We start from the raw sequence: 19,688 nt of genomic DNA, 5'->3' as shown, positions 1-19,688 counted from the left end.
ATAATCACTGTTCGATTCTCCTGCTGCTTGTGTTTTCCTGTCGCCCATCCAGGGCTTGTTCACTTTTTATCAAACGGAAAGATGACCTTCCAATCTTTCTTCATACTGATAACAAACCAGCCTTTAGCCTTTGCTTCGTCATACAGGGCCTGGGTGAATGTTCCTACCTTGGTAGGCGGCAGACCTGTCGCCGGACCATAAGCGTATTCCCGGTCCGCATCGTCATGAAGCGTCAGCATCATCAGCGCCGCCCCAGCGCTACCCTGCGCATACTCAAGCATTTGCCGATCCCCGGTAGAGTTTCCAAAAGCCGCCCTGGGTCTTCTACCCGTAAAAAGGTAAATGTCCTCTGGTTTTCCCGAGAAGTTGTCATTCAATAACACCTTAGGGGGCCTCATCAGGATAGCCTTGCCATCCTTAGCGTAAGTAAACTGTGTTTCAAGGGCAGAGCCAATTATCTGCTCGGGAGGGATGCCATAAACCCGTTCAGCGTACGATCGGACAAAATCCTGCCCTCCACCCGTGACGATGTATGTCTTGTAGCCGTTGTCTCGAAGATAGCGCATTACCTCCAGCATCGGCTGGTAAATCAGCTCGGTGTAAGGCCGTTTCCACCGCAGGTTCTTTGCCTTTGCGATCCACTCTCTGGCTATCTCCTGGAATGCGTCTGTGCTCATTCCGGTTTGCGTCGCTAAAAAAATCTGTTCCAGATCCTTCGATGTAAATTTCTCAATCGCTGCCTGGTCTCCTGAGATCAAGGAATTGAAAGGCCGCTTAGTTTTCCATTCCGGACGTTTCGGAGCCATTTCCACAACACGATCGAAGGCAAACATCACCTGAGTGTAGATAGGATGCTCGACCCACGTGGTGCCATCCTGATCAAAAGTGGCGAGCCTATCCTCGGGCGGCACAAAATTTGGGCTGGATTTGTCGGTAGTGGTCTGGACGAAATGAATGATAGCGTTTTTAGCAGCTCCGTCGTTCCAGGAAGGGAGCGGGTCGGTCTGCGACTGCGCCCCAACGACAGAAACGAAGATCACCGCAAGCGTAACAGCAACGGCCATACTCAATCGAAAGAAAGTCGCTAGCTTTTTCATAACCATCTCCTCAGTAAGGTCCATACTATAATAGACTCTCCGTTCCGCCCATTAAAATCGATTTCAGGTCGGATATAACATCTTTAATAATCGAAACAACGTTACTTTACGGCCATCCAATAACGGTCAAAAATTTCCACAGCATTTCTTGAATTTCTTCCCACTTCCGCAAGGACACGGATCATTCCTCCCGATCTTAGGTATCATGTCCTGAGCCTGGAAACATTCCCAAGATTCGATTTCTCCGACAATGTCAGTAAAGAGATGATGAGAGGAGTTTTCTCTCAGGTGGCTCAGAGTGTCTTGTTTTCCCCTATATATCGCCCTGTCGATGTCAGACAGATCCATAAAGAGAGGGTCAGGGAGTCCATCCTCGTAACTCTCTTGAATATCGCCATAAAGTTCTTCGGGGTAAATTTCCTCAGAGTACAATATCAAACTATCCCAGACATGGGAGGGCTCTCGTGTGAGCTTTCCACGAAAAAGGCTCTTGAAATAATCTACCACGATGTCCCTGGGTAGTTCATCAACGGCCATCATAGTCACAAGGCTTCCCACGCCCGACCCCCGGACGTACTCGTTGACTTCATCGTTCTCAATTAAACTTCTGATAAGGTTATCGTCGCGGCAAGCGACCGATGCGAGAATGTTTTCAAGGTCTTCAGTTACTATATCGTCCGTTAGGTCGAGAGAGACTTCACCTGGAAGAGAGAAGAAATTCACTATGAGCGGATAAGCCCTCTTTTCTCGAAATTGAGCCAGAAGAAACATTGCGTAAATGTGCGCCATATAGGACACATCGTGAACGAGGAGATCGGCTTTTTCGGTAGACTCAATTATGATGTTCAGCAGATAAGGGGAAATCCGTTCACGTTGTTGTATTGCCATCTCAAGGGCGTTTCGAGGGAAAAATCCTCGATTCCGTTCCAATGCGTGCAAAATTTCTCTTATTTCCATAAAGCCCCTTGTCTCCAAGTGATACCCTCAATGGCGCTGAGCTGGAGTGCTTGGAAGAAACCTTGTTTATGTCGACCCGCAATGATTTTACCTCAGAGTTTTAACTGATCATGTAGTCTTCTATTCACGCTAGTCCATTACCTCAACTTTCGGTGTAGCCTATGTTCCTGAAGTCAAAGGAGTAACCGTCAATTGATTTCATGAGGCCGGGCTTTTCGTGCCTTGCTTATGGAAATAATCGTTTTTTATGGAGAAAATAACAAAATACTCGATAGAGGCTACATTTAACAGTTTTGCAAGCTAACTGTCACTAAATTTTGAGGCGGATTTCGAACTTTTTGGCGCGACCTTGACGCAAGACCCAATAGCCATTAATTCTTTTTATAGAATATATTTACGCATTGGACAATGAAGGGTATAAATACACCCTCATAGAGGAAGATAAAATGTCAAGAGTTATGATTGAGCCTGCTTCGTATCAGAATGTGAGACGGGCTGTAGATAAGGCTTTCGAGCTGTTTTCCATAAACGTCTCGGGAAAAAAGGTCCTTGTTAAACCCAACGTGCTTCGCTCGTCGGAAGCCACAGAAGGAATAGTGACAAATCCGGCAGTGCTCAGAGCGGTAGTCGATAAGCTTGAGACATTGAACCCGGCTTCGATAGTCGTCGGGGATAACCCCGGCCTCGTCAGCTACGGAGCGAATGAGGAAAGCTTTGAAAAAGCCGGACTCATGGAAGCCGCCAAGGGCCACTATCAAAATATCGGAAATGATTCCGTCAAGATGGATTTCAATCCCGAATTCATGTCTTCGGTGAGCGTTTCCAGAGCCGTGATGGAAGCTGATATCATTATAAGTCTGCCCAAATTCAAGACTCACGGGCTGACAGTAATGACTGGAGCGATAAAAAACAGTTACGGTTATCTACCTGGAGCCCAGAAAGCCATGTTGCACAAGGCGGCAGGTAATCCTCAACGATTCCATGAACTGATCGTAGACGTTTTTCGGCTCCGGCCTCCTGATTTCTTCATCGTTGACGCAGTGGTGGGCATGGAAGGGAATGGTCCGGCATGTACGGATCTCAGAGATATCGGCCTGGTACTGGCTTCTGACAACGCAGTCGCTCTTGACGCTGTAATATCCACAATGATGGGATGTGATCCGGGTCGCCTACTCTTTCTTCAAAAGGCCAAAGATCTCGGTCTTGGAGACTATGATCTAAAAAATATTGAGGTAATTGGAGAACTCAGACTGATACCCGATTTCAAGCTTCCGCCCCTTGGAGGAGAAGCAATTTTCAAGAACGAAGCGATACAGGCTATGATGAACAGCAGAACAACTGTGAGACCCAAGGCTGACCCGGATTTATGCTCAGGCTGCGGGACGTGTGTTGATCAATGTCCTGTCTCGGCCCTGTCTATGGGCGATGCGGTTCCAGAGGTGGATCCAGACAAATGTATAACCTGCTTTTGTTGTCAAGAAATCTGCCCTGAACAGGCTATCGCTCTGCAATAGAATTCAATCAAGGCGTTTTCTCACAAATCGGAGAGCGATGTTCAGCATATTTTTGTAATGTTCTTTATTTCGTTTTCGATATCCTGCGCATCCTGCTCCGAGAAAGCTTTGAAAGTGATTGAATTCCCCTGAGTCGACGCCTTGATTGTAATAAAATTCCCAGCCCGTGTAACTGAGAGAACATTGTTTCTTTTAAATTTTAAGGAATAGGGAGACGAACCAAAATATCTTGTAAGTAGCGTAGCTACTGTGACAGTTAATCCCAGTCCCACAATAAGCATTGCTATCAGTCCTGAACGCTGGTGTTCTCCGACTGAAAAAAGGTTGGCGTATACTACTACCGAGATATTGGCCACCATCATCGCAGTGAGCGACCACAGGAGGACCTTAAACAATAGCGCCGTCTGCTGTTTGCCGGACAAATTTACCGTGTCTCCGTCCATAGATATGCTACCTTTTCCCGCCAGCCCATGCTCGTCCCGCTTCCATCCCCTGCCAAGACCTACGGTGTATTCCAACTTTTCCTCCTGCCATTAAGTCAGTTATTCAGTACGCTTTTCACAAGCCAAAAAGCTCCCTGGCGTTTTCGCCCAGAACTTTGGCCTGCTCGACGGCGCTAAAGCCCGCCTTCGCCATCAACGACACGATGTTGGCCAGTTCTTCCTCATGCAGGAACCAGGGCCAATCGGTCCCGAATAGTACATGGGAAGCCCCATGAATCTTCAACAACTCCACAAATTCCTCTTCCGAAAGCGTGTGGGCCGCGTTTGACGTATCCAGATAGAGATTATCAAGGGGGCGCAACACATCTCTAATTTCATCGAAATCACCAAGCAAGCCTCCCATGTGAGCGCAGACGAAATCAATTCCCTGATACCTTCGGGCAATCAGATACAATTTTGAAGGCCTGGCAAGATGCTCGAATTTCGCTCCAAAATAAATATCGGCTCGCATAAAAGTGTCGAACACAACTATAGGCCTAATGTTCCGGGAATTTCCGATTCGTGAAATCTCAGTCAGCATTTCGCCCGATTCCGGAGACAATAGATCAAAACGTTGAGAAAAACTGGAAAATTTGAATCCTGTAATTCCGGAATCGAACATGCGGTGAATCTCATTGACAAGACCCGGCATGATCGGGTGCAGAGTCGCAAGAGTAAACAAACGCGAGAACTTTGAGGTTATTTTGATGAACTTGTCATTTTCGGCTACAACCTTTTCCGGCGCCGCCGTCGGCAGTAGCCAGCACTTCTCAATTCCGTTTCTCTCCAGAGACTCTTGCAGCAACTCAGGCCTCAATCTTTCCACGGCTCCACAGGTATTGAGCTTCAATTCCTTTAGCATCGCGGCTTTTTGGGTCGTATTGCTGACAATGCGCTCTGTGAAAATATGACAGTGACTATCGACAATCATTGTGAAACTCTACAAATCAAGGGCGTTAAACAAAGTAAACCTGTATGGGCCTCTGGAGCTAAGACCTGAAGAAGCAAAGATTATAAAACTACTTCAGCTCGATTATATGCAACAGGTATTTATCGGAAGAGTCTTTCAGAATTTGTTTTTGGAGTCTGGAGGGCAAAAGTCTGCACAAGGCCAATATCACAATGGCCTAGCCTTGGTATACCTGGGGCCAAGATGGGCGGCGCCGACTGGAGAACCCGAATTGCCCCCTATTGCATGTTATTTTGACGCCATGTCTCGTATTCGGCCATCCTGGCAAGAATTTTAACTCCTCTTTCCAGGGTGGGAACTGTCATTGCCCGACCTTTTTGATTTAGTTGGGCTCGGGCCTCTTCGGCTCGTGGCCCGTAGACCCACACAATGATCGGTTTTTGCGAGTCCAGCGACAAACTCTGTATCTCTTCCACAGCGCTGAAATATGGTTGATTCTCGCTATCCAATCCCAAAGCCAGGCAAATAATCGCGTCCACGTTCGGATCATTTAAAGCGCCTCTGAGGGCAATCCCGAAGACTTTCCGCATTCCGTTCTTCATCAGGGCCGGCCAGATATCCATGGGATTGCCGATGGGCATCCATGGTGGGGATAGCTCTTGCACGTTTTTCAGGGAATCCTGGCCCAAGTTCGCCGGCGTCAGTCCAGAAATGTGCATGGCGTCCAATAGTATTATCCCACCTGCCCCGGTAAGAGTGATCACGGCCACTTTGCGCCCCCTCATAGGCGGTAAGCGCAGAAAGGCGCCTACGAGATCCTTCATGTCCTGAGTTTCTTCCACGCGTATTACGCCTGCCTTGGTCATGACGGCTCCGGCTATGCGGTCGTGTCCGGCCATCGAACCGCTGTGGGTGGCAGCCGTCAAGGCTCCTAATGGAGACCGACCGGTTTTTATCGCAATTACGGGGATTCGTAGAGAAACCTGTCTGGTGATTTCCAGAAAACGTTTGCCCCCGGATATTCCCTCGGCGTGTATTGCGAGAGCCTTAATCCGCCGTTCAAACCCAAGCCATTCAATAGCGTCTACAAGACCAAGATCGCAGGCATTGCCGACGTCGACGCCCATTCCCATTCCTCCGGTGAGCTGGGATGAGCCAACAAAAAAAACTCCCGACTGGCATGCTACACCAATTGGGATTTCTTGCCGGTCCAATGGCATGAACGAAGAAGTGAACCGATCAAACGAATTGGAGACACCAAGAGTATTTGGTCCCAGGATTCTGGTTCCCCCTGAGCGGGCGGCGTCCAGCATTTGTCGCTGAAGTTCGCCTCCCCTGGAATCAGCTTCTGCAAAACCCTGGTTCGTTACGATGAGGGCCTTGATGCCTTTTTCGGCGCAGTCTCTGACGATTCCCGGAATTGTCTCCCTGGGCGCGGCGATGATACCGAGGTCTACGGGACTTTTCAATGAGGATACGTTCGGTACTGTGCGCACGCCTCCGACGTGGGGCGCGTGAGGATGGACAACATGGATTTCTCCCTTGTACCCCCACGATCTAAGGTTGTCTACGGGATTGAGGGATCCCGGGCCAGTCTTACGTGAAACCCCAATAAAAACGACAGAACATGGAGCGAGAAAAAGCGATTTCTCAGGAGGATCTACTGGCATAACAACCTCATCTTTGGACTGATCGGCGCAATCCAGATAAAGGATTTGCGATGATGCCCAAGCTATCGAACATGGTAAACATCAAGTCATAAATTCCGCTCTACTGGATCTCCAATATCGATCTTCCTGCGACAAGCCTCATTATCTGGTTGGTTCCTGTGTAGATTTGGGTAAGTTTGGCGTCCCTCATCATTCTTTCAACAGGATAGTCTTTCATGTATCCGTATCCCCCCATGATTTGAACTGCGTCTGTAGTGACTCGCATTGCTGTGTCAGACGCCGTGCATTTGGCCATGGCGGCGAAAACGCCTGCCTTTTTTTCTTCTCGCTCATCAAACAGACTAGCCGCTTCACGAGTCAAAAGTCGGGCGGATTCTACACCGGCTGCCATGTCCGCTATCATGAACTGAATTGGGCTTAAAGCCCCTATGGGCTTGGAGAATTGCACTCGTTCTCGGGCGTATTGTATCGCTTGAGTAAGGGCTCCATCCGCTATACCTACTGCTTGGGATGCGCAAAAAAGCCTGCTCATGGAGAGTGTTTTCATAAGATTAGCGAACCCCTGCCCTTCAGCCCCAACAAGGTTTTCCGCCGGAATCTCCATATCCTCGAAATATAACTCTGAGTTTATCGATCCCCTCATTCCCATTTTGTTCTCATTTTTCCCGTAAACTAGACCGGGAAAACTTTTTTCTACAACAAATGCGCTGATGCCTCGGGCTCCCTTTGATGGATCGGTATAGGCGAAGAGCACAAAGAAATCCGCGACTGAACCATTTGTAATAAAGCACTTCTGCCCATTGACAACGTACTTGTCGCCCTTGCGCACAGCCTTTGTCCTCATGGATAAGATATCGGAACCAGCGGATGGTTCGGTCGCTGCAATCGCAGTCAATTGCTTGGAATCGCCAGAGAGTCTTTCCAGGAATCTGCGCTTGAGATCGCCTGTGGCGCCGTGGAGGATCGGTAGCATACCATCGGCTTGAGCAATCAGCACTAACGCAGAAGAAGCGCAAACCTTGGCGATCTCCTCTAATACCATGGAAAAAAGCAATAAACTTATCTCAACGCCACCATACTCCGCCGGGAGCAAGGGGGTCAGTAGACCGTTTTCAGCGAATACATCAATGGCGTGCTGAGGAAAACCCGCTGTCTCATCAAGTTCGGCGGCTCTAGGGGCAACCTCTTTGGCGGCAATCCGGCGGACCGTTTCAAGAATCATTTTCTGTTCTTCATCAAGTTTGAACACTTTGGGACCTCCCTAACAAGGCGAATTTATGATTTTGGCAAGGAGCTTCAAATTGTGAATCCGACTTCTTTAAGCATCTCCCGCGCAATGACGATCCTCTGGATCTGATTGGCGCCTTCAAAAATCTGGGTTAATTTGGCGTCTCTGAACATGCGTTCTACATTAAAATCTTTCATGTACCCGTATCCGCCCAATACCTGGACTGCGTCAGTGGTTATTTTCATGGCCGCGTCACTCGTGAAACATTTCGCCATTGAGGCGATTTTCGTATTAGGTTGGCCCTCGTCATAGAGGGCGGCGGCCCGGTAAATGAGCCCTCTACCTGCTTCGATCAATGTGGCGCTGTCGGCTATGATGGCCTGAATCATCTGATGTTCCGCAAGAAACTTCCCGAAAGTTTTGCGCTCAATCGAATACTTCAGCATTGCCTCGAATGCCCCCTCGGCGATTCCAAGCGCTTGGGCGCCAATAGCGGGCCTGGACATGTCAAAGTCTTTCATGGCCAGTAAAAATCCCTTCCCTTCCTCGCCAAGGAGATGCGAGGCGGGCACCCTGACATCATCAAGGAAAACCTCTGTTGTGTTCGATCCACGCTGACCGAGCTTGTTCTCCTTCCTACCCACTTTGAGCCCAGGCCGTTCCCGTTCCACCAGAAAAAAGGACAGGCCCACATGTCCACCTTCTTTGGATGTCCTAGCCAAAACCGAGTAAATCGAAGCGACTCCACCATTTGTAGCAAAGCATTTCGCTCCATTAAGCACGTACTCATCACCATCCTTTACAGCGGTCGTCTTCAAGGCAGCCACATCAGAACCGCCGCCGGGCTCAGTCACCAGATAGCCGACAAGTTGACGTTCCTGCGCTATCCGGGCAAGAGTTTGTTCCCTGATCGCTCCAGATAGACCGTGAACGACAGGGTATGATCCCACAGCCTGAATGATAAGAAGTAGAGCCGAAGATGCGCAGAACCTGGCAAGCTCTTCCACTGCAATACACAGCGCAGTGCCTGTATTTTTGTCGAGCCCGCCGAATTCCGATGGTAATGCTAGAGTCAAAAGCCCCAGGTCCCAGCATAAGTTTTCAACATCCCTGTTAAATTCTCCAAGCTCATCGATGGAGCTGGCAATTGGACCGACTTTTTCCTTGGCGGCCCTGTGAACCGCCTCCCGTAAAATGGTTAGTTCTTGCGACTCGTCAACAATTTCTCGGGCCATCGTGATTCATTCCTAAAAGTGGAGTTCATTTCAGAGTTGCTCTGAAAGGCGCCGTGACTGAGCAGGTAAAGTAATTTCTGACAAAGGGCGCAGGTATAGCCGTCGATACTCACGGGTTCGATTTCCACCATGCTATGATTTGGGCTTTGAGTTAGTCTACTGCTACACGCAGGCCACCAATTACCGCTTCAGCGAGGTTTCCAGCCAGGAGTTCCTCGTCGAAATCTCGATCGAATATGGCCGGTCGCATGCATGCCCTTTCAATACTGCCGATAATTATGTCTCTCATGCAGGACAATGGAATGTCATGTCGTATTTCATGGTCTTTTATCCCTAATTCGACAATTTCATTAATTAACCGGGAGTATTTTTTTGCCAGGTCATAGGCTTCGCTTTCAAAGTACGTCGGGTGATTCCTGACCTCGAGAAGAAGTATTCTTGAAAAGACACTGTTTCTCTTGTGAAAAGATATCGTCCCTTTGATAAGAGTTCTCAGCTTGTTAATCGCTCCTTGGGTCTCACCAACGTCCAGCCGAATTTGAGCGAGATGAACTCGAAAGTACTCTGCAAGTATTTTGTGAAGCAAGCCTCTTTTGTCTTTGAAATATCTGTAAATCAACGCTTCATTTACGCCCGAGACTCTAGATATTTCCGCTGTGGTAATGGAATCGAAATTTTTCTGCTGAAGCAAAAGCCTCAGGGCTTGCATAATTTTGATTCCTCCAGGGGGAATTCGGCATTCGTTGGAGTCCTGGAAACGTAGAAGAATATCAGTTGAAGACAGTTGAGTATTTTTAAGCAACGCACTCTCCGTTATGTAAGTAACACTTACCTACCAAATACCCCAATCAATCAGATTGTCAAGCAAAAAAGTTTACATGCCACCACAAAGCGATTGACTTGGATTATCCCTAGAGTTAGGCTGACCACCAAAGGAGATCAACCAAACGAATTAATATTCTCGCTCTATTTTGTTTGGATCTGGCCAATTGCATGACGAGGCCCCAAAAACTTGGCGCTGAGTCTTTAGAACATTTGTTGATAGATATGTAGATTCAAGTCAACGGTATGCGCGTTGGATGAGCGCTGAGGGAAACTAGGAAGCGCGACACATGACGCTCTTTGAGATTGCCAGGTAGCCGCCTCCCTATTTAGATATAGGTAGCGTTTTGTTTTGATCCTAGATGGCTCGGTTTTCCAAGAACGGAGGCTACAGGATGAGAACGGCGGAAGTTGACCTTTGGCTTTCAATGTTGAAGCCTTTTTATGGGTTGCCACGGCTACGCTGGATTCGATTGGCGCTTGCAGGAGTGCACTTTCAGGTTGACGCGGTAAGTTTTGTTCACGATCACATCTTTGATTCTACCTCGCTTCTTTTACGCAAGGGAATTCGCAAATATTCTCAAGATGGACAAAGAGTTCTGGACTTGGGGACGGGACATTTGGGGCTGCTGGCTGTCTATTGCGCGCGATCGTGTGGAGCCCAAGTGTTAGCTGTTGATGTCAATGAGGAGTTTCTTGAGAACGCCAGGATTGTTGCGAGAGCTAGCGCAGCGGAGGGTATAGAATTTCGAAGAAGTGACTGGTTTGCGAATGTTGATGGACAGTTCGATTTGATGTTCGGCAATGTACCTTATGTTCCCGCTGATGTCGGGTTCGACGGGGCTCACTCTCACGATCACCCGGAAATATGGAATGGTGGAACTGACGGCCTGGACAGCGCACGCGTAATATTGAAAAACGCAGCGAATTTCCTCAGTTCGAACGGGAAATTACTCCTGGGGATAGACGCCTACTATGTGCCAAGATTGCTAACAATCCAATTGATCAACGATTCAACCGGCCTGGAACTAAAAGAAATCATGCGATCATGGATATCAAAGAGCGAGGTATATGTGATAGGTCATAAGCCGTTGGTTCAGAATGGTTTATGTTGACCCTGAATACTGAGCTTAGGGCCAGAAAAACTTTCCAGGTTAACAGATCAATGATTGTTACCTCGGACAACGGCAAGAGCGGCATGTCACGGAGCCGCTCTATTTGTAGTCCAGTTGACAAGATCACGTGAAATATTTCGTGGAATTACGCTCTTTGACGACATGGTCAGCATCCGCAGAAGAAAAGCCTTTCAAATTCCCGTTCTCTGGCCTCATTCCGTTCTTCCTCAAGATCGGCCAAGAGACCTGGATAGTAATTTATACACTCGGCTTCTTCCTGTTCAGCGCTAAAGACCGCAGCGTCTTTCCCTTGTTCATATGGTCGTGATTCAGAAATTTCCATCTTGAGCCTCCTGTATCTTGAAATTCATCTATATTATCTAGAATGGCTGATGCAAAAATGATTCTTTTGATTCAATTAGTGTCAACATATGTTTATTCAGAATCGTTCTATAGTTTGTGCGCCAGTGCGTAACAATCCGACAAAAAGGAGCTTATCGGTGAACACTGGTTCTTGTTGCCAATACCTCGACAGCGTCCATCATAACTTGGACGAATTAACCGAAACGATTGTCGCATGGGCTGAGATGAATACTGGAAGTCTCAATATAGGGGGATTGGGAAATTTCGTGGGTATTCTTGAAGACAGCTTCCTTGGGCTCTCGGGAAAAATTGAAACAATTCTCCTGCAACCCCAGATACGCCTCCGTCCGGAAGGCAGAATCAGTCTTACGTTGGGAAAGGCTTTTTCTGTCAGGAAGAAGTTGGACGCTCCAATCAGGGCCCTACTGACGATACATTATGACACCGTTTATGGAGTAGAGCACCCTTTTCAGAAATGTCGCGTTATCGATCATAACACTATCGTAGGCCCCGGTGTAGCGGACGCCAAGGGTGGCTTATTAGTATTGCTTAGAGCCCTTGAATTATTCGAGGCCAGCCCGTGGTCTGATCATCTTGGTTGGGAAGTCCTGATAACTCCCGACGAGGAAATTGGTTCCACCGGTTCAGCGCCTCTTCTTCTCAATAGGGCAGGAAGGAATCATTTTGCGTTGGTCTTTGAACCCGCTTTGCCGGACGGGTCTCTAGTGTTATTAAGAAATGGCTCCAGCGTCTACTCGGCAAGGCTTACAGGACGGTCCGCTCACGCCGGTAGGGAACCGGAACGAGGGCGAAACGCCATCCACGCAATGGCGGGCTTCATCATGAATATGAAAGAACAGTTTGAAAACCGTCCGGGAATAATTCTTAACGTAGGCGAAATCTCAGGGGGTGGCCCAGTCAATATAGTGCCGGACCTTGCATACAGTAGATTTAACGTCCGAACCCACTCTGAAGAAGACGGACGGTTCGTCGACGAAACCCTGAGGCGGCTGGCCGCCGATCTTAATGGGCGAGAAGGCTTCAAACTGGAACTTAGCGTGGATTATTCCAGGCCTCCGAAAATGTCGGACCGCAAAAGCCTGGTTTTTTTCGAGCATGTGGCGAACTGCGGACGAGAGATAGGGGTCGATATAAAATGGGGGCACAGCGGTGGCGCTAGTGACGCCAACATCATTGCCCAAGCAGGGATACCTGTCCTAGATGGGCTTGGCGTACGAGGGGGCAGTCTTCATAGTCCGGAAGAATACATTCAGCTTGACAGTCTAGTTGAACGGATCAGACTCACTGCGTTGCTGCTGATGAAGTTCGCGTCTGGAAACATTCCGTTCGATAGAAACATCTGCTGATGATCGGAGAAATTACGCCGCTTACTAACATCTCCGTGGAGGTAGGCCACAAATATGGTAATTGTTCGTCCCGTCGTAGAGTCAGATCTGGATGATCTGGTTGAGTTGGCCGGAATGACCAGATACGGCCTTACTTCCTTGCCTAAAGATCGGGACCTGCTTGAACAGAGAATTCAGGATTCCTGTAGAAACTTCAGGTTTGAAGCGAGGAGACCCCACGGAGAGCTGTATATCTTCGTTATGGAAGACCTCAGTTCCTCCAAGGTAGTGGGAACGGCTCTAATAAATTCAAAGGTTGGGGGGTTTGAACCATTTTACGCTTTTAAAATCAAGTCATGCACACATAAGTCCGAACATTTAAAAATCTGCAACAAGCTCCCTTTACTTCTCTTGGTCAGGGAGCATAGCGGCCCTTCGGAAATAGGGGGTCTATTCCTTGCCCCGGCTTATAGAAAACACGGACAAGGGAGGCTGATGTCACTGTTCCGGTTTTTATATATGGCCGAGCGTTCCGATCAATTTGAGCCCCTAATTCTGGCGGAAATGAGAGGGATTGTAGACGAGAATGGGTGTTCTCCATTCTGGGAAGCTCTGGGTAGACATTTCTTCGACATGAACTACCCTAAAGCTGATTACATGAGCCTAAGCGACAAGAGCTTCATATCTGAATTGATGCCACGGACGCCTATTTACATCTGCCTACTTTCCAAGGAAGCCCAAAAGGTCATAGGAGACGTGCACGAGAACACTAAACCTGCGCTAAAAATGCTTCAAGATGAAGGTTTCAGACCTAACGGAATGGTGGACATATTTGACGCCGGACCAATCGTGGTTTGTCGTCTTGACGAGGTTAAAATTGTCAGGGATAGGCGTAAATCTACCCTTGTTGCGATTACTTCACAAGCAATTGAATCGCCTGTTTTTATAATAGCGAAGATGGCTCCGGAATTTAGGGCTTGCATGGGAAAAGTTGGGACAGACTCGAGTGGAGGAGTGTCTTTAGAAGCCACTACAGCCGCAGCTTTGGGTCTTAATATCGGAGACACCGTGAGTTTCGGTCCTTTGCGGCCGGTTTTACAGGCGTAATCCCGAAGGGCTTTGCAAATGCGAGAAAGAAGTCATTTCATCAATAGCGCTTGGATAGAAGGCAGCGGGATAGCCCTGAGCAGTATTAATCCTACTACAGGAGGAACCAACTGGGAAGGCCGTTGCGCTACCGCGTCAGAAGTGGATGCGGCCGTTAACGCAGCCAAGACAGCTTTTCCAGAATGGTCCAACCAGTCACTAAGCTATCGCGCAAGCTATGTTTACGCGTTTCGGGACAGGCTCTCAGAGAGCGCTGAGCAAATATCTGAATTGATATCAATGGAAACTGGAAAACCCAAATGGGAATCGCAGTCCGAAGTTCAGTCAATGATTGGTAAAATAGCCATTTCCATTGAGGCTTACGAGAACCGGCGCCACAGACTCGAAGAGATTGTTACAGGGGCTACCGTTGTTACCCGTTTTCGGCCCCACGGAGTTATAGCTGTTTTCGGACCTTTCAACTTGCCTGGACATCTTCCTAACGGCCATATAGTACCAGCCCTTATAGCCGGCGACACCATCGTTTTCAAGCCCAGCAGCCAGACCCCTATGGTTGCGGAGGCCATGATTCAATTGTGGGAGAGTACCGGAATACCACGTGGCGCCATCAACCTAATCCAGGGAAACTCCGACACGGGGAAAGCGCTCGCAAGGAATCCAGGATTGGATGGACTCTTTCTTACTGGAAGCGAGTCCACGGGAAAAGCCATTCATAAGGCTTTTGGAGATTTTCCGGAAAAGATACTTGCTCTGGAAATGGGTGGGAATAATCCTCTTGTAGCGCATGAAGTGTCGAACTTGAACGCCGCTGCCTATTTCACCATACTGTCGGCTTATATCACCGCCGGTCAGCGATGTTCGTGCGCGAGACGACTCATTGTTGTAGACGGTAAGAATAGCGCTGACTTTGTCGAGCGTTTAATTGACATGGTCGCCAAGATAAAGGTAGGGCCCTACACTGATTCCCCAGAGCCGTTCATGGGGCCCGTCATTTCAATTGAGTCAGCTAGAAAACTTCTAAACGCCCAACAGGATCTAGTTGACCAAGGAGGACGAATTCTTCTCCCAATGCGACCACAAGGAAAAGCAGCCAATATGTTGACTCCGGGACTAATTGATGTAACCCCGGTCCAGGAAAGAAAAGATCAGGAATTGTTCGGACCGATCCTGCAACTCATACGCGTTCGTGACTTTGAGTCAGCGTTAGAAGAGGCGAACAATACCCGTTACGGTCTCGCCGCCGGCCTCTTGAGTGATGACCCAGATTTGTACGACACGTTTCGTAGCCGTGTGAAGGCTGGAGTCATAAACTGGAACAGACAGACGACAGGGGCCAGTTCGAGAATGCCTTTTGGTGGTGTGGGCGCCAGCGGAAACCACCGCCCAGGGGCCTATTTCACTGCGGATCACTGCTCCTATCCTGTGGCGTCTATCGAAGTTCAAAGGCTATCCATACCAAATGATTTTTTTCCTGGTATTGAGCTGTGAAGGATTCATTGTGAACTTTAAACAACCTCCTCATCCAGCGCATTTAGCTGAAGAGGCCTTTGAGGTGAATTTCGACGGTATTCCAGGTCCTACTCACAACTTTGGTGGGTTGGCGTACGGAAACATCAGGTCTATGGCTAACAGGTTGTCTGTTTCGAATCCTAGAGCCGCCCTGTTTCAATGTCTGACAAAAATGAAATTAGTTCATTCACTGGGCTTGCTACAGGCTTTGTTGCCATTGCACCCGCGCCCGGCTTTTGAAGCGCTGCGTCGTTTGGGCTACTCAGGATCTGAGACTCAAATCCTGGAAAAGGTCTCCAAAGAAAACATCAATCTGCTGGCTAGGTGTTACAGTTCCTCAGGTATGTGGACGGCCAACGCCGCTACTGTTTCACCTTGCGCTGACACCGGCGATGGTCGGACACATTTCACACCAGCCAATCTTATCAACCTGTTTCACCGCTACATTGAGCCTTCTTTCACTGGCGCCATCCTGCGGCGCATTTTTCACGATGAATCCAAATTCAACCATCACATGCCTTTACCTGGAAGTTGGGACTACGCAGATGAAGGAGCAGCCAACCACAGCCGCTTCTGTTCATCTTACGGCGCTGCTGGAATTGAATTTTTCGTGTATGGAAGGGACGATTCGGAGGAAGGCGATTCACGCCCTGCGGTCTTTCCTGCAAGACAAACACTTGAAGCGTCCGTGGCGATAGCCAGACTCCATGGGATCGAACCTGAAAAAACGGTTTTTGCCAGACAAAATCCCGATGCCATCGATGCCGGGGTTTTTCACAATGATGTCATTTCCGTTGGAAACAAAAATGTGTTTTTATTCCACTCGGACGCTTTCTGCAATTCTGACTCTGTTACGGCGGAACTCAAGAGGAAGTTCAGTGAGCATTGTGGGGGTAATCTCATTCTAGTGGAAGTCAGTTCTAAACGATTGTCTTTAGCCGAAGCTGTTGATTCCTACTTGTTCAATAGCCAACTCGTGTCCGAACCCGAGGGGGGGGCAGTATTGGTGGCTCCCTCAGAATGTGGCGAGAAAAAGAGAGTATATGAACTTCTAGAAGAAATAGTCTCAGATGAAAATCCAATCAAAAAAGTGTTATTTGTGGATGTGGATCAAAGTATGAAAAACGGAGGTGGACCGGCTTGTCTGAGATTAAGGGTAGTTTTGACCAACGAAGAACTAGCCGTCATAAATCCAGGAATTTTCTTTTCTCAGCAACTTCATGAGGAACTCATATTATGGGGGGAGCGTCATTATCGTGACCATCTCTCTCCCAAAGATCTTGCTGATCCTAATCTGCTTTATGAAAGTAGATGCGCATTAGACGAGCTATCTGGAATCCTCGATCTCGGATCGATTTATGATTTTCAGAGGCCATAAATAAGGGCTGATCTTATTTCCAGCCACTTTTTTGAAATATCCCATGCGGTTTATCGTTCGTGCAGTGAAGCATGGAATCCTTACCTTTGCGATCTTGACACCCCCGCCTTGCCTTTCAACTGAACATTAGTCTCGATTTATTCAACCTAGCCCAGATTGGTTGCGATCGTTAATCAAACTTACTAGAGGCTGCCGTTGGAAAAGCCTAAATCCGGTGTTGCGCTCCTTTCGCACAACATGATCTATTTCTAGGCCATATTCCCCGGTTTTTTATAAAGTTTCGCTTTATTGTTCATGATGTCAGGCTCATGAACTTTCTTGGCCCAGTCGTCCGGGGTTACCTCTTCTATGGCTACGGACACAACGTTTTCGGAGCATTTCGCTATTAAAGAAACATCCCTGGTTATTGCTTGGGCGAGGCGAATTTTCTGATCCTCCGTCCTACCCGGATGAAGTTTAACTATTACGTGCGGCATGGTCCAAACCTCCCAAACTCTAAAAGATCGGTACGTTGATAATTGGAATCATATTTTAAAAAGGGGTTGCAAAGGTCAAAGCGGCTTTCCCACCCAATGTGAAGATCGAACTGTCATATGAAAAATCAACCGGATCCGAAGTTATCGACAGGGGAGGCCCAGAGTCCCGTCTCTCGATAGTCATCTGGCATGTTCCCCTAAAAAGTTCCCAGGCGCAGAATACAGAGAGAGCATACCAGCCTGATTTCACAAAGCTTAATTCGCTATTAACTTCCAAATAATAACCGTTGCGAATAGACTCGGCGCCGACGTGAGCGAAAGGGGTCCCGTGGTTGTTGCACGTGTTAAAGTGCTGAATGTCGCCGGGCATCAAAGGAAAGCCAACAACTTTGAGAAGTAGGTTTGAGCCCACCAGTTTTTGAGACACTTGAGCCCCAATAAACGGCTGATACATGGTCACGGAAAGTCCTGATTCCATGCTAGAAATTGTGAATGGGTAATCGGGATTGGGGTTTCCAAAGTTTGTGTTCAAGGAATTCCATCGGAATCCCGCAATCAAGGTGAATGCGTCGGTCGAGGAATAGAGCGCTTCGGCCGCCAGTCCATAATAGGAACTGCGGGTCCAGGCCCAACTGCGAGTCCCAGGCGGCATGTCAAGCCACGTGATATCCTGATCCGCTGGGCTACTCATTGAAACAAGATAAGACCCACCAAAACGTGCGGAGACAAACTTGCTTATCTGAATTGGAACTTCTCCAGTCAGGTTTATCCCTCTCAAGTCATAGATGAAGTATGAAGAAACGCATGTTCCGGGAAGCACCAACCCATTGTAGCCTGCGCGCACCCCATTAACCCTACCCATATACCCCAATGAAACGTTAATCTGTTCCGCTCGCGAACCGATCACTGAGGCGTTGAATAGAGAAGACGGAGTAGTTGAGCCTGAGCTATTCCACCAGGGTTGAACAGCATTAGATTGCCCGATGGCAGTCTTCACGTATAAAAAATTCTGAAACACGAGGGACAATGCAAAAAAAACAAAAAAGATGTTGAGCGAGCGCCTAGTCATAGATCTCAACCTCGTAATTGGCTTGTTTACTCTCTATCCTGGATTAACCGGATAGGACGATGAATTCGATGTGTCCAATTCAGGGGGACCCGTGCTGTTAACCCTTCTTGCGAAATCTGTATCACTTTGTGGAGACGCATCTCGATTCTATTCATTTTGGAGCCTGAACGTCAATTTTATTTCTCTGTTTAACGCGTGGAAAGTTCAAATTAGTTAATGCCGGCGGATCATTATGTATTACTCTGGTTATTAAATTACGAGTGGACAATCTCTGATTATCTTATTATAATTACAGCGATTCACAGTCATTGGTTACATGACCTCTTGACATGTGATCGAACTCGCCCATTTGCCGCCAATTGGGTTCACTACTGGGACTTGGCTGATTCACTTCTGGACACGGGTATTCGGAAACCAAGCAATAATGGAAGTATTCCTCTACTTTTTAAAAAGGATAATAGCCTGGCCTTTCTTTCCGATTGGGTTAACTCTCATGCCTCTTCTTTCAGGCATAGCCTTGCTCCTTATCGGAAGAACAAAAGTCGGAACGTTATTGGTATCTTCGGCCAGCGTGATTTTTGTCGTGTTTTCTCTGGGGTGGACCGGCCTGTCTTTGGTCAAACCCTTGGAGGATCGGGCAGGCTCGCATGCGGATCCGGAAAAATTAAGGCAGATCGGAGTAAGAAACATAGTTGTCCTAAGCAAGTCGCGGATTGTTCCCGCTTTGACACCAGCGGACAGATGGTTCCGTACGTTGCCGGGAATAATGGAGGGCATCAGGTTATGGAGCGCAATACCCGAAGCGAAACTTATTCTATCGGGATCCGCTCTCAGTTCCGCTGAAGCCATGGCTGAGTTACCGACGCAACTTGGGATCCCTAAAGAAGCTTTGATTCTAGAAACCAGAGCTTATAATACCGCTGACGAGGCTAGGTTGATCGCTCCGGTTCTTGGATCGGAGCCGTTTGCGTTGGTTTCTTCTGCAGTGCACCTACCAAGAGCAATGTTTATCTTCAAAGCTCAAGGAACCAATCCCATATCATGCCCATGCGATTTTATAACTAAAGGCTGGCCACCAATATATCTGCTGCTTGTTCCATGCGTTGGAGGTCTGAACAATTCAGAAACAGCGTTACATGAATACTACAGTCTTTTTTTCTACTGGGCGAAAGCCGTCTTTCTAAATTTAGGTGGGCGCTAAAGTCGGCCTATGCGCTGGATATGCAAGTTTTATATTGGGTCTGATGAGATTAAACTAGTAAATCTAACTATTACAGCATGATATCTCCCATCAGTTTGTCCCTGCCCGACATCATTTCCGGAGTAGTTTCCTCAGCTTAAGCGTCCAAGAACTTGACATTACTCTCCTAAACGGTTACAAGGCTCATTCTGTGCCTATGTCAATTACAT

Annotated in this window: 18 protein-coding genes; 7 read left to right on the top strand and 11 right to left on the bottom strand. The window is 48.0% G+C overall.

The window, feature by feature from the left end; all coding sequences use genetic code 11:
* Positions 1-59: 59 nt before the first annotated feature.
* Both WC647_08135 and WC647_08130 read right to left on the bottom strand, forming a co-directional pair.
* Entirely contained in the window at positions 60-1,097 is a 1,038-nt protein-coding gene (locus tag WC647_08135; GenBank protein MFA6222269.1) for an HAD family hydrolase, read from the bottom strand.
* 126 nt (positions 1,098-1,223) lie between these two features.
* Positions 1,224-2,054, bottom strand: a complete 831-nt coding sequence (locus tag WC647_08130) for a DUF1186 domain-containing protein (protein MFA6222268.1) — start codon at positions 2,052-2,054, stop codon at positions 1,224-1,226.
* A gap of 446 nt (positions 2,055-2,500) precedes the next feature.
* Here WC647_08130 and WC647_08125 point away from each other — a divergent pair, with 446 nt between their 5' ends.
* On the top strand, positions 2,501-3,568 hold the full coding sequence (locus tag WC647_08125) for a DUF362 domain-containing protein (GenBank protein MFA6222267.1): 1,068 nt from the start codon (positions 2,501-2,503) through the stop codon (positions 3,566-3,568).
* Positions 3,569-3,609: 41 nt separating this feature from the next.
* Here WC647_08125 and WC647_08120 read toward each other — a convergent pair whose 3' ends face one another.
* From WC647_08120 to WC647_08095, 6 genes are all read right to left on the bottom strand, one after another.
* Positions 3,610-4,086: a hypothetical protein gene (locus WC647_08120; GenBank protein ID MFA6222266.1), complete on the bottom strand. Its 477-nt coding sequence runs from the start codon at positions 4,084-4,086 to the stop codon at positions 3,610-3,612.
* Between the two features lie 40 nt (positions 4,087-4,126).
* A complete protein-coding gene (locus WC647_08115; protein ID MFA6222265.1) occupies positions 4,127-4,981 on the bottom strand; it encodes an amidohydrolase family protein in 855 nt (284 codons plus the stop codon).
* Positions 4,982-5,238: 257 nt separating this feature from the next.
* A complete protein-coding gene (locus WC647_08110; GenBank protein ID MFA6222264.1) occupies positions 5,239-6,630 on the bottom strand; it encodes a CoA-binding protein in 1,392 nt (463 codons plus the stop codon).
* Between the two features lie 100 nt (positions 6,631-6,730).
* Entirely contained in the window at positions 6,731-7,879 is a 1,149-nt protein-coding gene (locus tag WC647_08105) for an acyl-CoA dehydrogenase family protein (protein MFA6222263.1), read from the bottom strand.
* 47 nt (positions 7,880-7,926) lie between these two features.
* Positions 7,927-9,093 (bottom strand): acyl-CoA dehydrogenase family protein, encoded by a 1,167-nt coding sequence (locus WC647_08100; protein MFA6222262.1) that lies wholly within the window; start codon positions 9,091-9,093, stop codon positions 7,927-7,929.
* Between the two features lie 151 nt (positions 9,094-9,244).
* Entirely contained in the window at positions 9,245-9,895 is a 651-nt protein-coding gene (locus WC647_08095) for a TetR/AcrR family transcriptional regulator (GenBank protein MFA6222261.1), read from the bottom strand.
* Between the two features lie 415 nt (positions 9,896-10,310).
* On the opposite strand from WC647_08095, the gene WC647_08090 reads away from it, so the two are divergent.
* Positions 10,311-11,030 carry a class I SAM-dependent methyltransferase gene (locus WC647_08090; protein MFA6222260.1) on the top strand — a complete coding sequence of 240 codons (720 nt, stop codon included), beginning with the start codon at positions 10,311-10,313 and terminating at the stop codon, positions 11,028-11,030.
* A 166-nt stretch (positions 11,031-11,196) separates the two neighbouring features.
* Here WC647_08090 and WC647_08085 read toward each other — a convergent pair whose 3' ends face one another.
* Positions 11,197-11,373, bottom strand: coding sequence for a hypothetical protein (locus WC647_08085; GenBank protein MFA6222259.1), 177 nt, complete (start codon positions 11,371-11,373; stop codon positions 11,197-11,199).
* A gap of 157 nt (positions 11,374-11,530) precedes the next feature.
* Here WC647_08085 and WC647_08080 point away from each other — a divergent pair, with 157 nt between their 5' ends.
* Genes WC647_08080 through astB form a run of 4 tightly spaced genes read left to right on the top strand, consistent with a single transcriptional unit; the run spans position 11,531 to position 16,733 of the window.
* Entirely contained in the window at positions 11,531-12,760 is a 1,230-nt protein-coding gene (locus WC647_08080; GenBank protein MFA6222258.1) for a hydrolase, read from the top strand.
* Positions 12,761-12,814: 54 nt separating this feature from the next.
* Complete coding sequence (locus WC647_08075; GenBank protein ID MFA6222257.1) at positions 12,815-13,846, top strand: arginine N-succinyltransferase; 1,032 nt, start codon at positions 12,815-12,817, stop codon at positions 13,844-13,846.
* Between the two features lie 18 nt (positions 13,847-13,864).
* Positions 13,865-15,334 (top strand): succinylglutamate-semialdehyde dehydrogenase, encoded by a 1,470-nt coding sequence (gene astD / locus WC647_08070; protein ID MFA6222256.1) that lies wholly within the window; start codon positions 13,865-13,867, stop codon positions 15,332-15,334.
* Between the two features lie 10 nt (positions 15,335-15,344).
* Positions 15,345-16,733, top strand: coding sequence for an N-succinylarginine dihydrolase (gene astB / locus WC647_08065; GenBank protein ID MFA6222255.1), 1,389 nt, complete (start codon positions 15,345-15,347; stop codon positions 16,731-16,733).
* Positions 16,734-16,981: 248 nt separating this feature from the next.
* On the opposite strand, the gene WC647_08060 is transcribed toward astB, so the two are convergent.
* Together WC647_08060 and WC647_08055 are read right to left on the bottom strand one after the other, a co-directional pair.
* Entirely contained in the window at positions 16,982-17,209 is a 228-nt protein-coding gene (locus WC647_08060; GenBank protein ID MFA6222254.1) for a tautomerase family protein, read from the bottom strand.
* Positions 17,210-17,264: 55 nt separating this feature from the next.
* Positions 17,265-18,278 carry a hypothetical protein gene (locus WC647_08055; GenBank protein MFA6222253.1) on the bottom strand — a complete coding sequence of 338 codons (1,014 nt, stop codon included), beginning with the start codon at positions 18,276-18,278 and terminating at the stop codon, positions 17,265-17,267.
* A 424-nt stretch (positions 18,279-18,702) separates the two neighbouring features.
* Here WC647_08055 and WC647_08050 point away from each other — a divergent pair, with 424 nt between their 5' ends.
* Positions 18,703-19,479 carry an ElyC/SanA/YdcF family protein gene (locus WC647_08050; GenBank protein ID MFA6222252.1) on the top strand — a complete coding sequence of 259 codons (777 nt, stop codon included), beginning with the start codon at positions 18,703-18,705 and terminating at the stop codon, positions 19,477-19,479.
* Positions 19,480-19,688: the final 209 nt, after the last annotated feature.

The sequence above is a fragment of the Desulfomonilaceae bacterium genome, assembly GCA_041662605.1.
Lineage (GTDB): Bacteria > Desulfobacterota > Desulfomonilia > Desulfomonilales > Desulfomonilaceae > CAJBEZ01.
Note: the sequence above shows the minus strand (reverse complement) of the source record. Positions and strands in the feature narration are given on the sequence as shown.

Excerpts from the sequence above, each read along its gene's own strand:
- WC647_08135 (MFA6222269.1), bottom strand. The coding sequence starts at position 1,097 with ATGAAAAAGCTAGCGACTTTCTTTCGATTGAGTATGGCCGTTGCTGTT.
- WC647_08130 (MFA6222268.1), bottom strand. The coding sequence starts at position 2,054 with ATGGAAATAAGAGAAATTTTGCACGCATTGGAACGGAATCGAGGATTT.
- WC647_08125 (MFA6222267.1), top strand. The coding sequence starts at position 2,501 with ATGTCAAGAGTTATGATTGAGCCTGCTTCGTATCAGAATGTGAGACGG.
- WC647_08115 (MFA6222265.1), bottom strand. The coding sequence starts at position 4,981 with ATGATTGTCGATAGTCACTGTCATATTTTCACAGAGCGCATTGTCAGC.
- WC647_08110 (MFA6222264.1), bottom strand. The coding sequence starts at position 6,630 with ATGCCAGTAGATCCTCCTGAGAAATCGCTTTTTCTCGCTCCATGTTCT.
- WC647_08100 (MFA6222262.1), bottom strand. The coding sequence starts at position 9,093 with ATGGCCCGAGAAATTGTTGACGAGTCGCAAGAACTAACCATTTTACGG.
- WC647_08090 (MFA6222260.1), top strand. The coding sequence starts at position 10,311 with ATGAGAACGGCGGAAGTTGACCTTTGGCTTTCAATGTTGAAGCCTTTT.
- WC647_08085 (MFA6222259.1), bottom strand. The coding sequence starts at position 11,373 with ATGGAAATTTCTGAATCACGACCATATGAACAAGGGAAAGACGCTGCG.
- WC647_08075 (MFA6222257.1), top strand. The coding sequence starts at position 12,815 with ATGGTAATTGTTCGTCCCGTCGTAGAGTCAGATCTGGATGATCTGGTT.
- astD (MFA6222256.1), top strand. The coding sequence starts at position 13,865 with ATGCGAGAAAGAAGTCATTTCATCAATAGCGCTTGGATAGAAGGCAGC.
- WC647_08060 (MFA6222254.1), bottom strand. The coding sequence starts at position 17,209 with ATGCCGCACGTAATAGTTAAACTTCATCCGGGTAGGACGGAGGATCAG.
- WC647_08055 (MFA6222253.1), bottom strand. The coding sequence starts at position 18,278 with ATGACTAGGCGCTCGCTCAACATCTTTTTTGTTTTTTTTGCATTGTCC.
- WC647_08050 (MFA6222252.1), top strand. The coding sequence starts at position 18,703 with ATGGAAGTATTCCTCTACTTTTTAAAAAGGATAATAGCCTGGCCTTTC.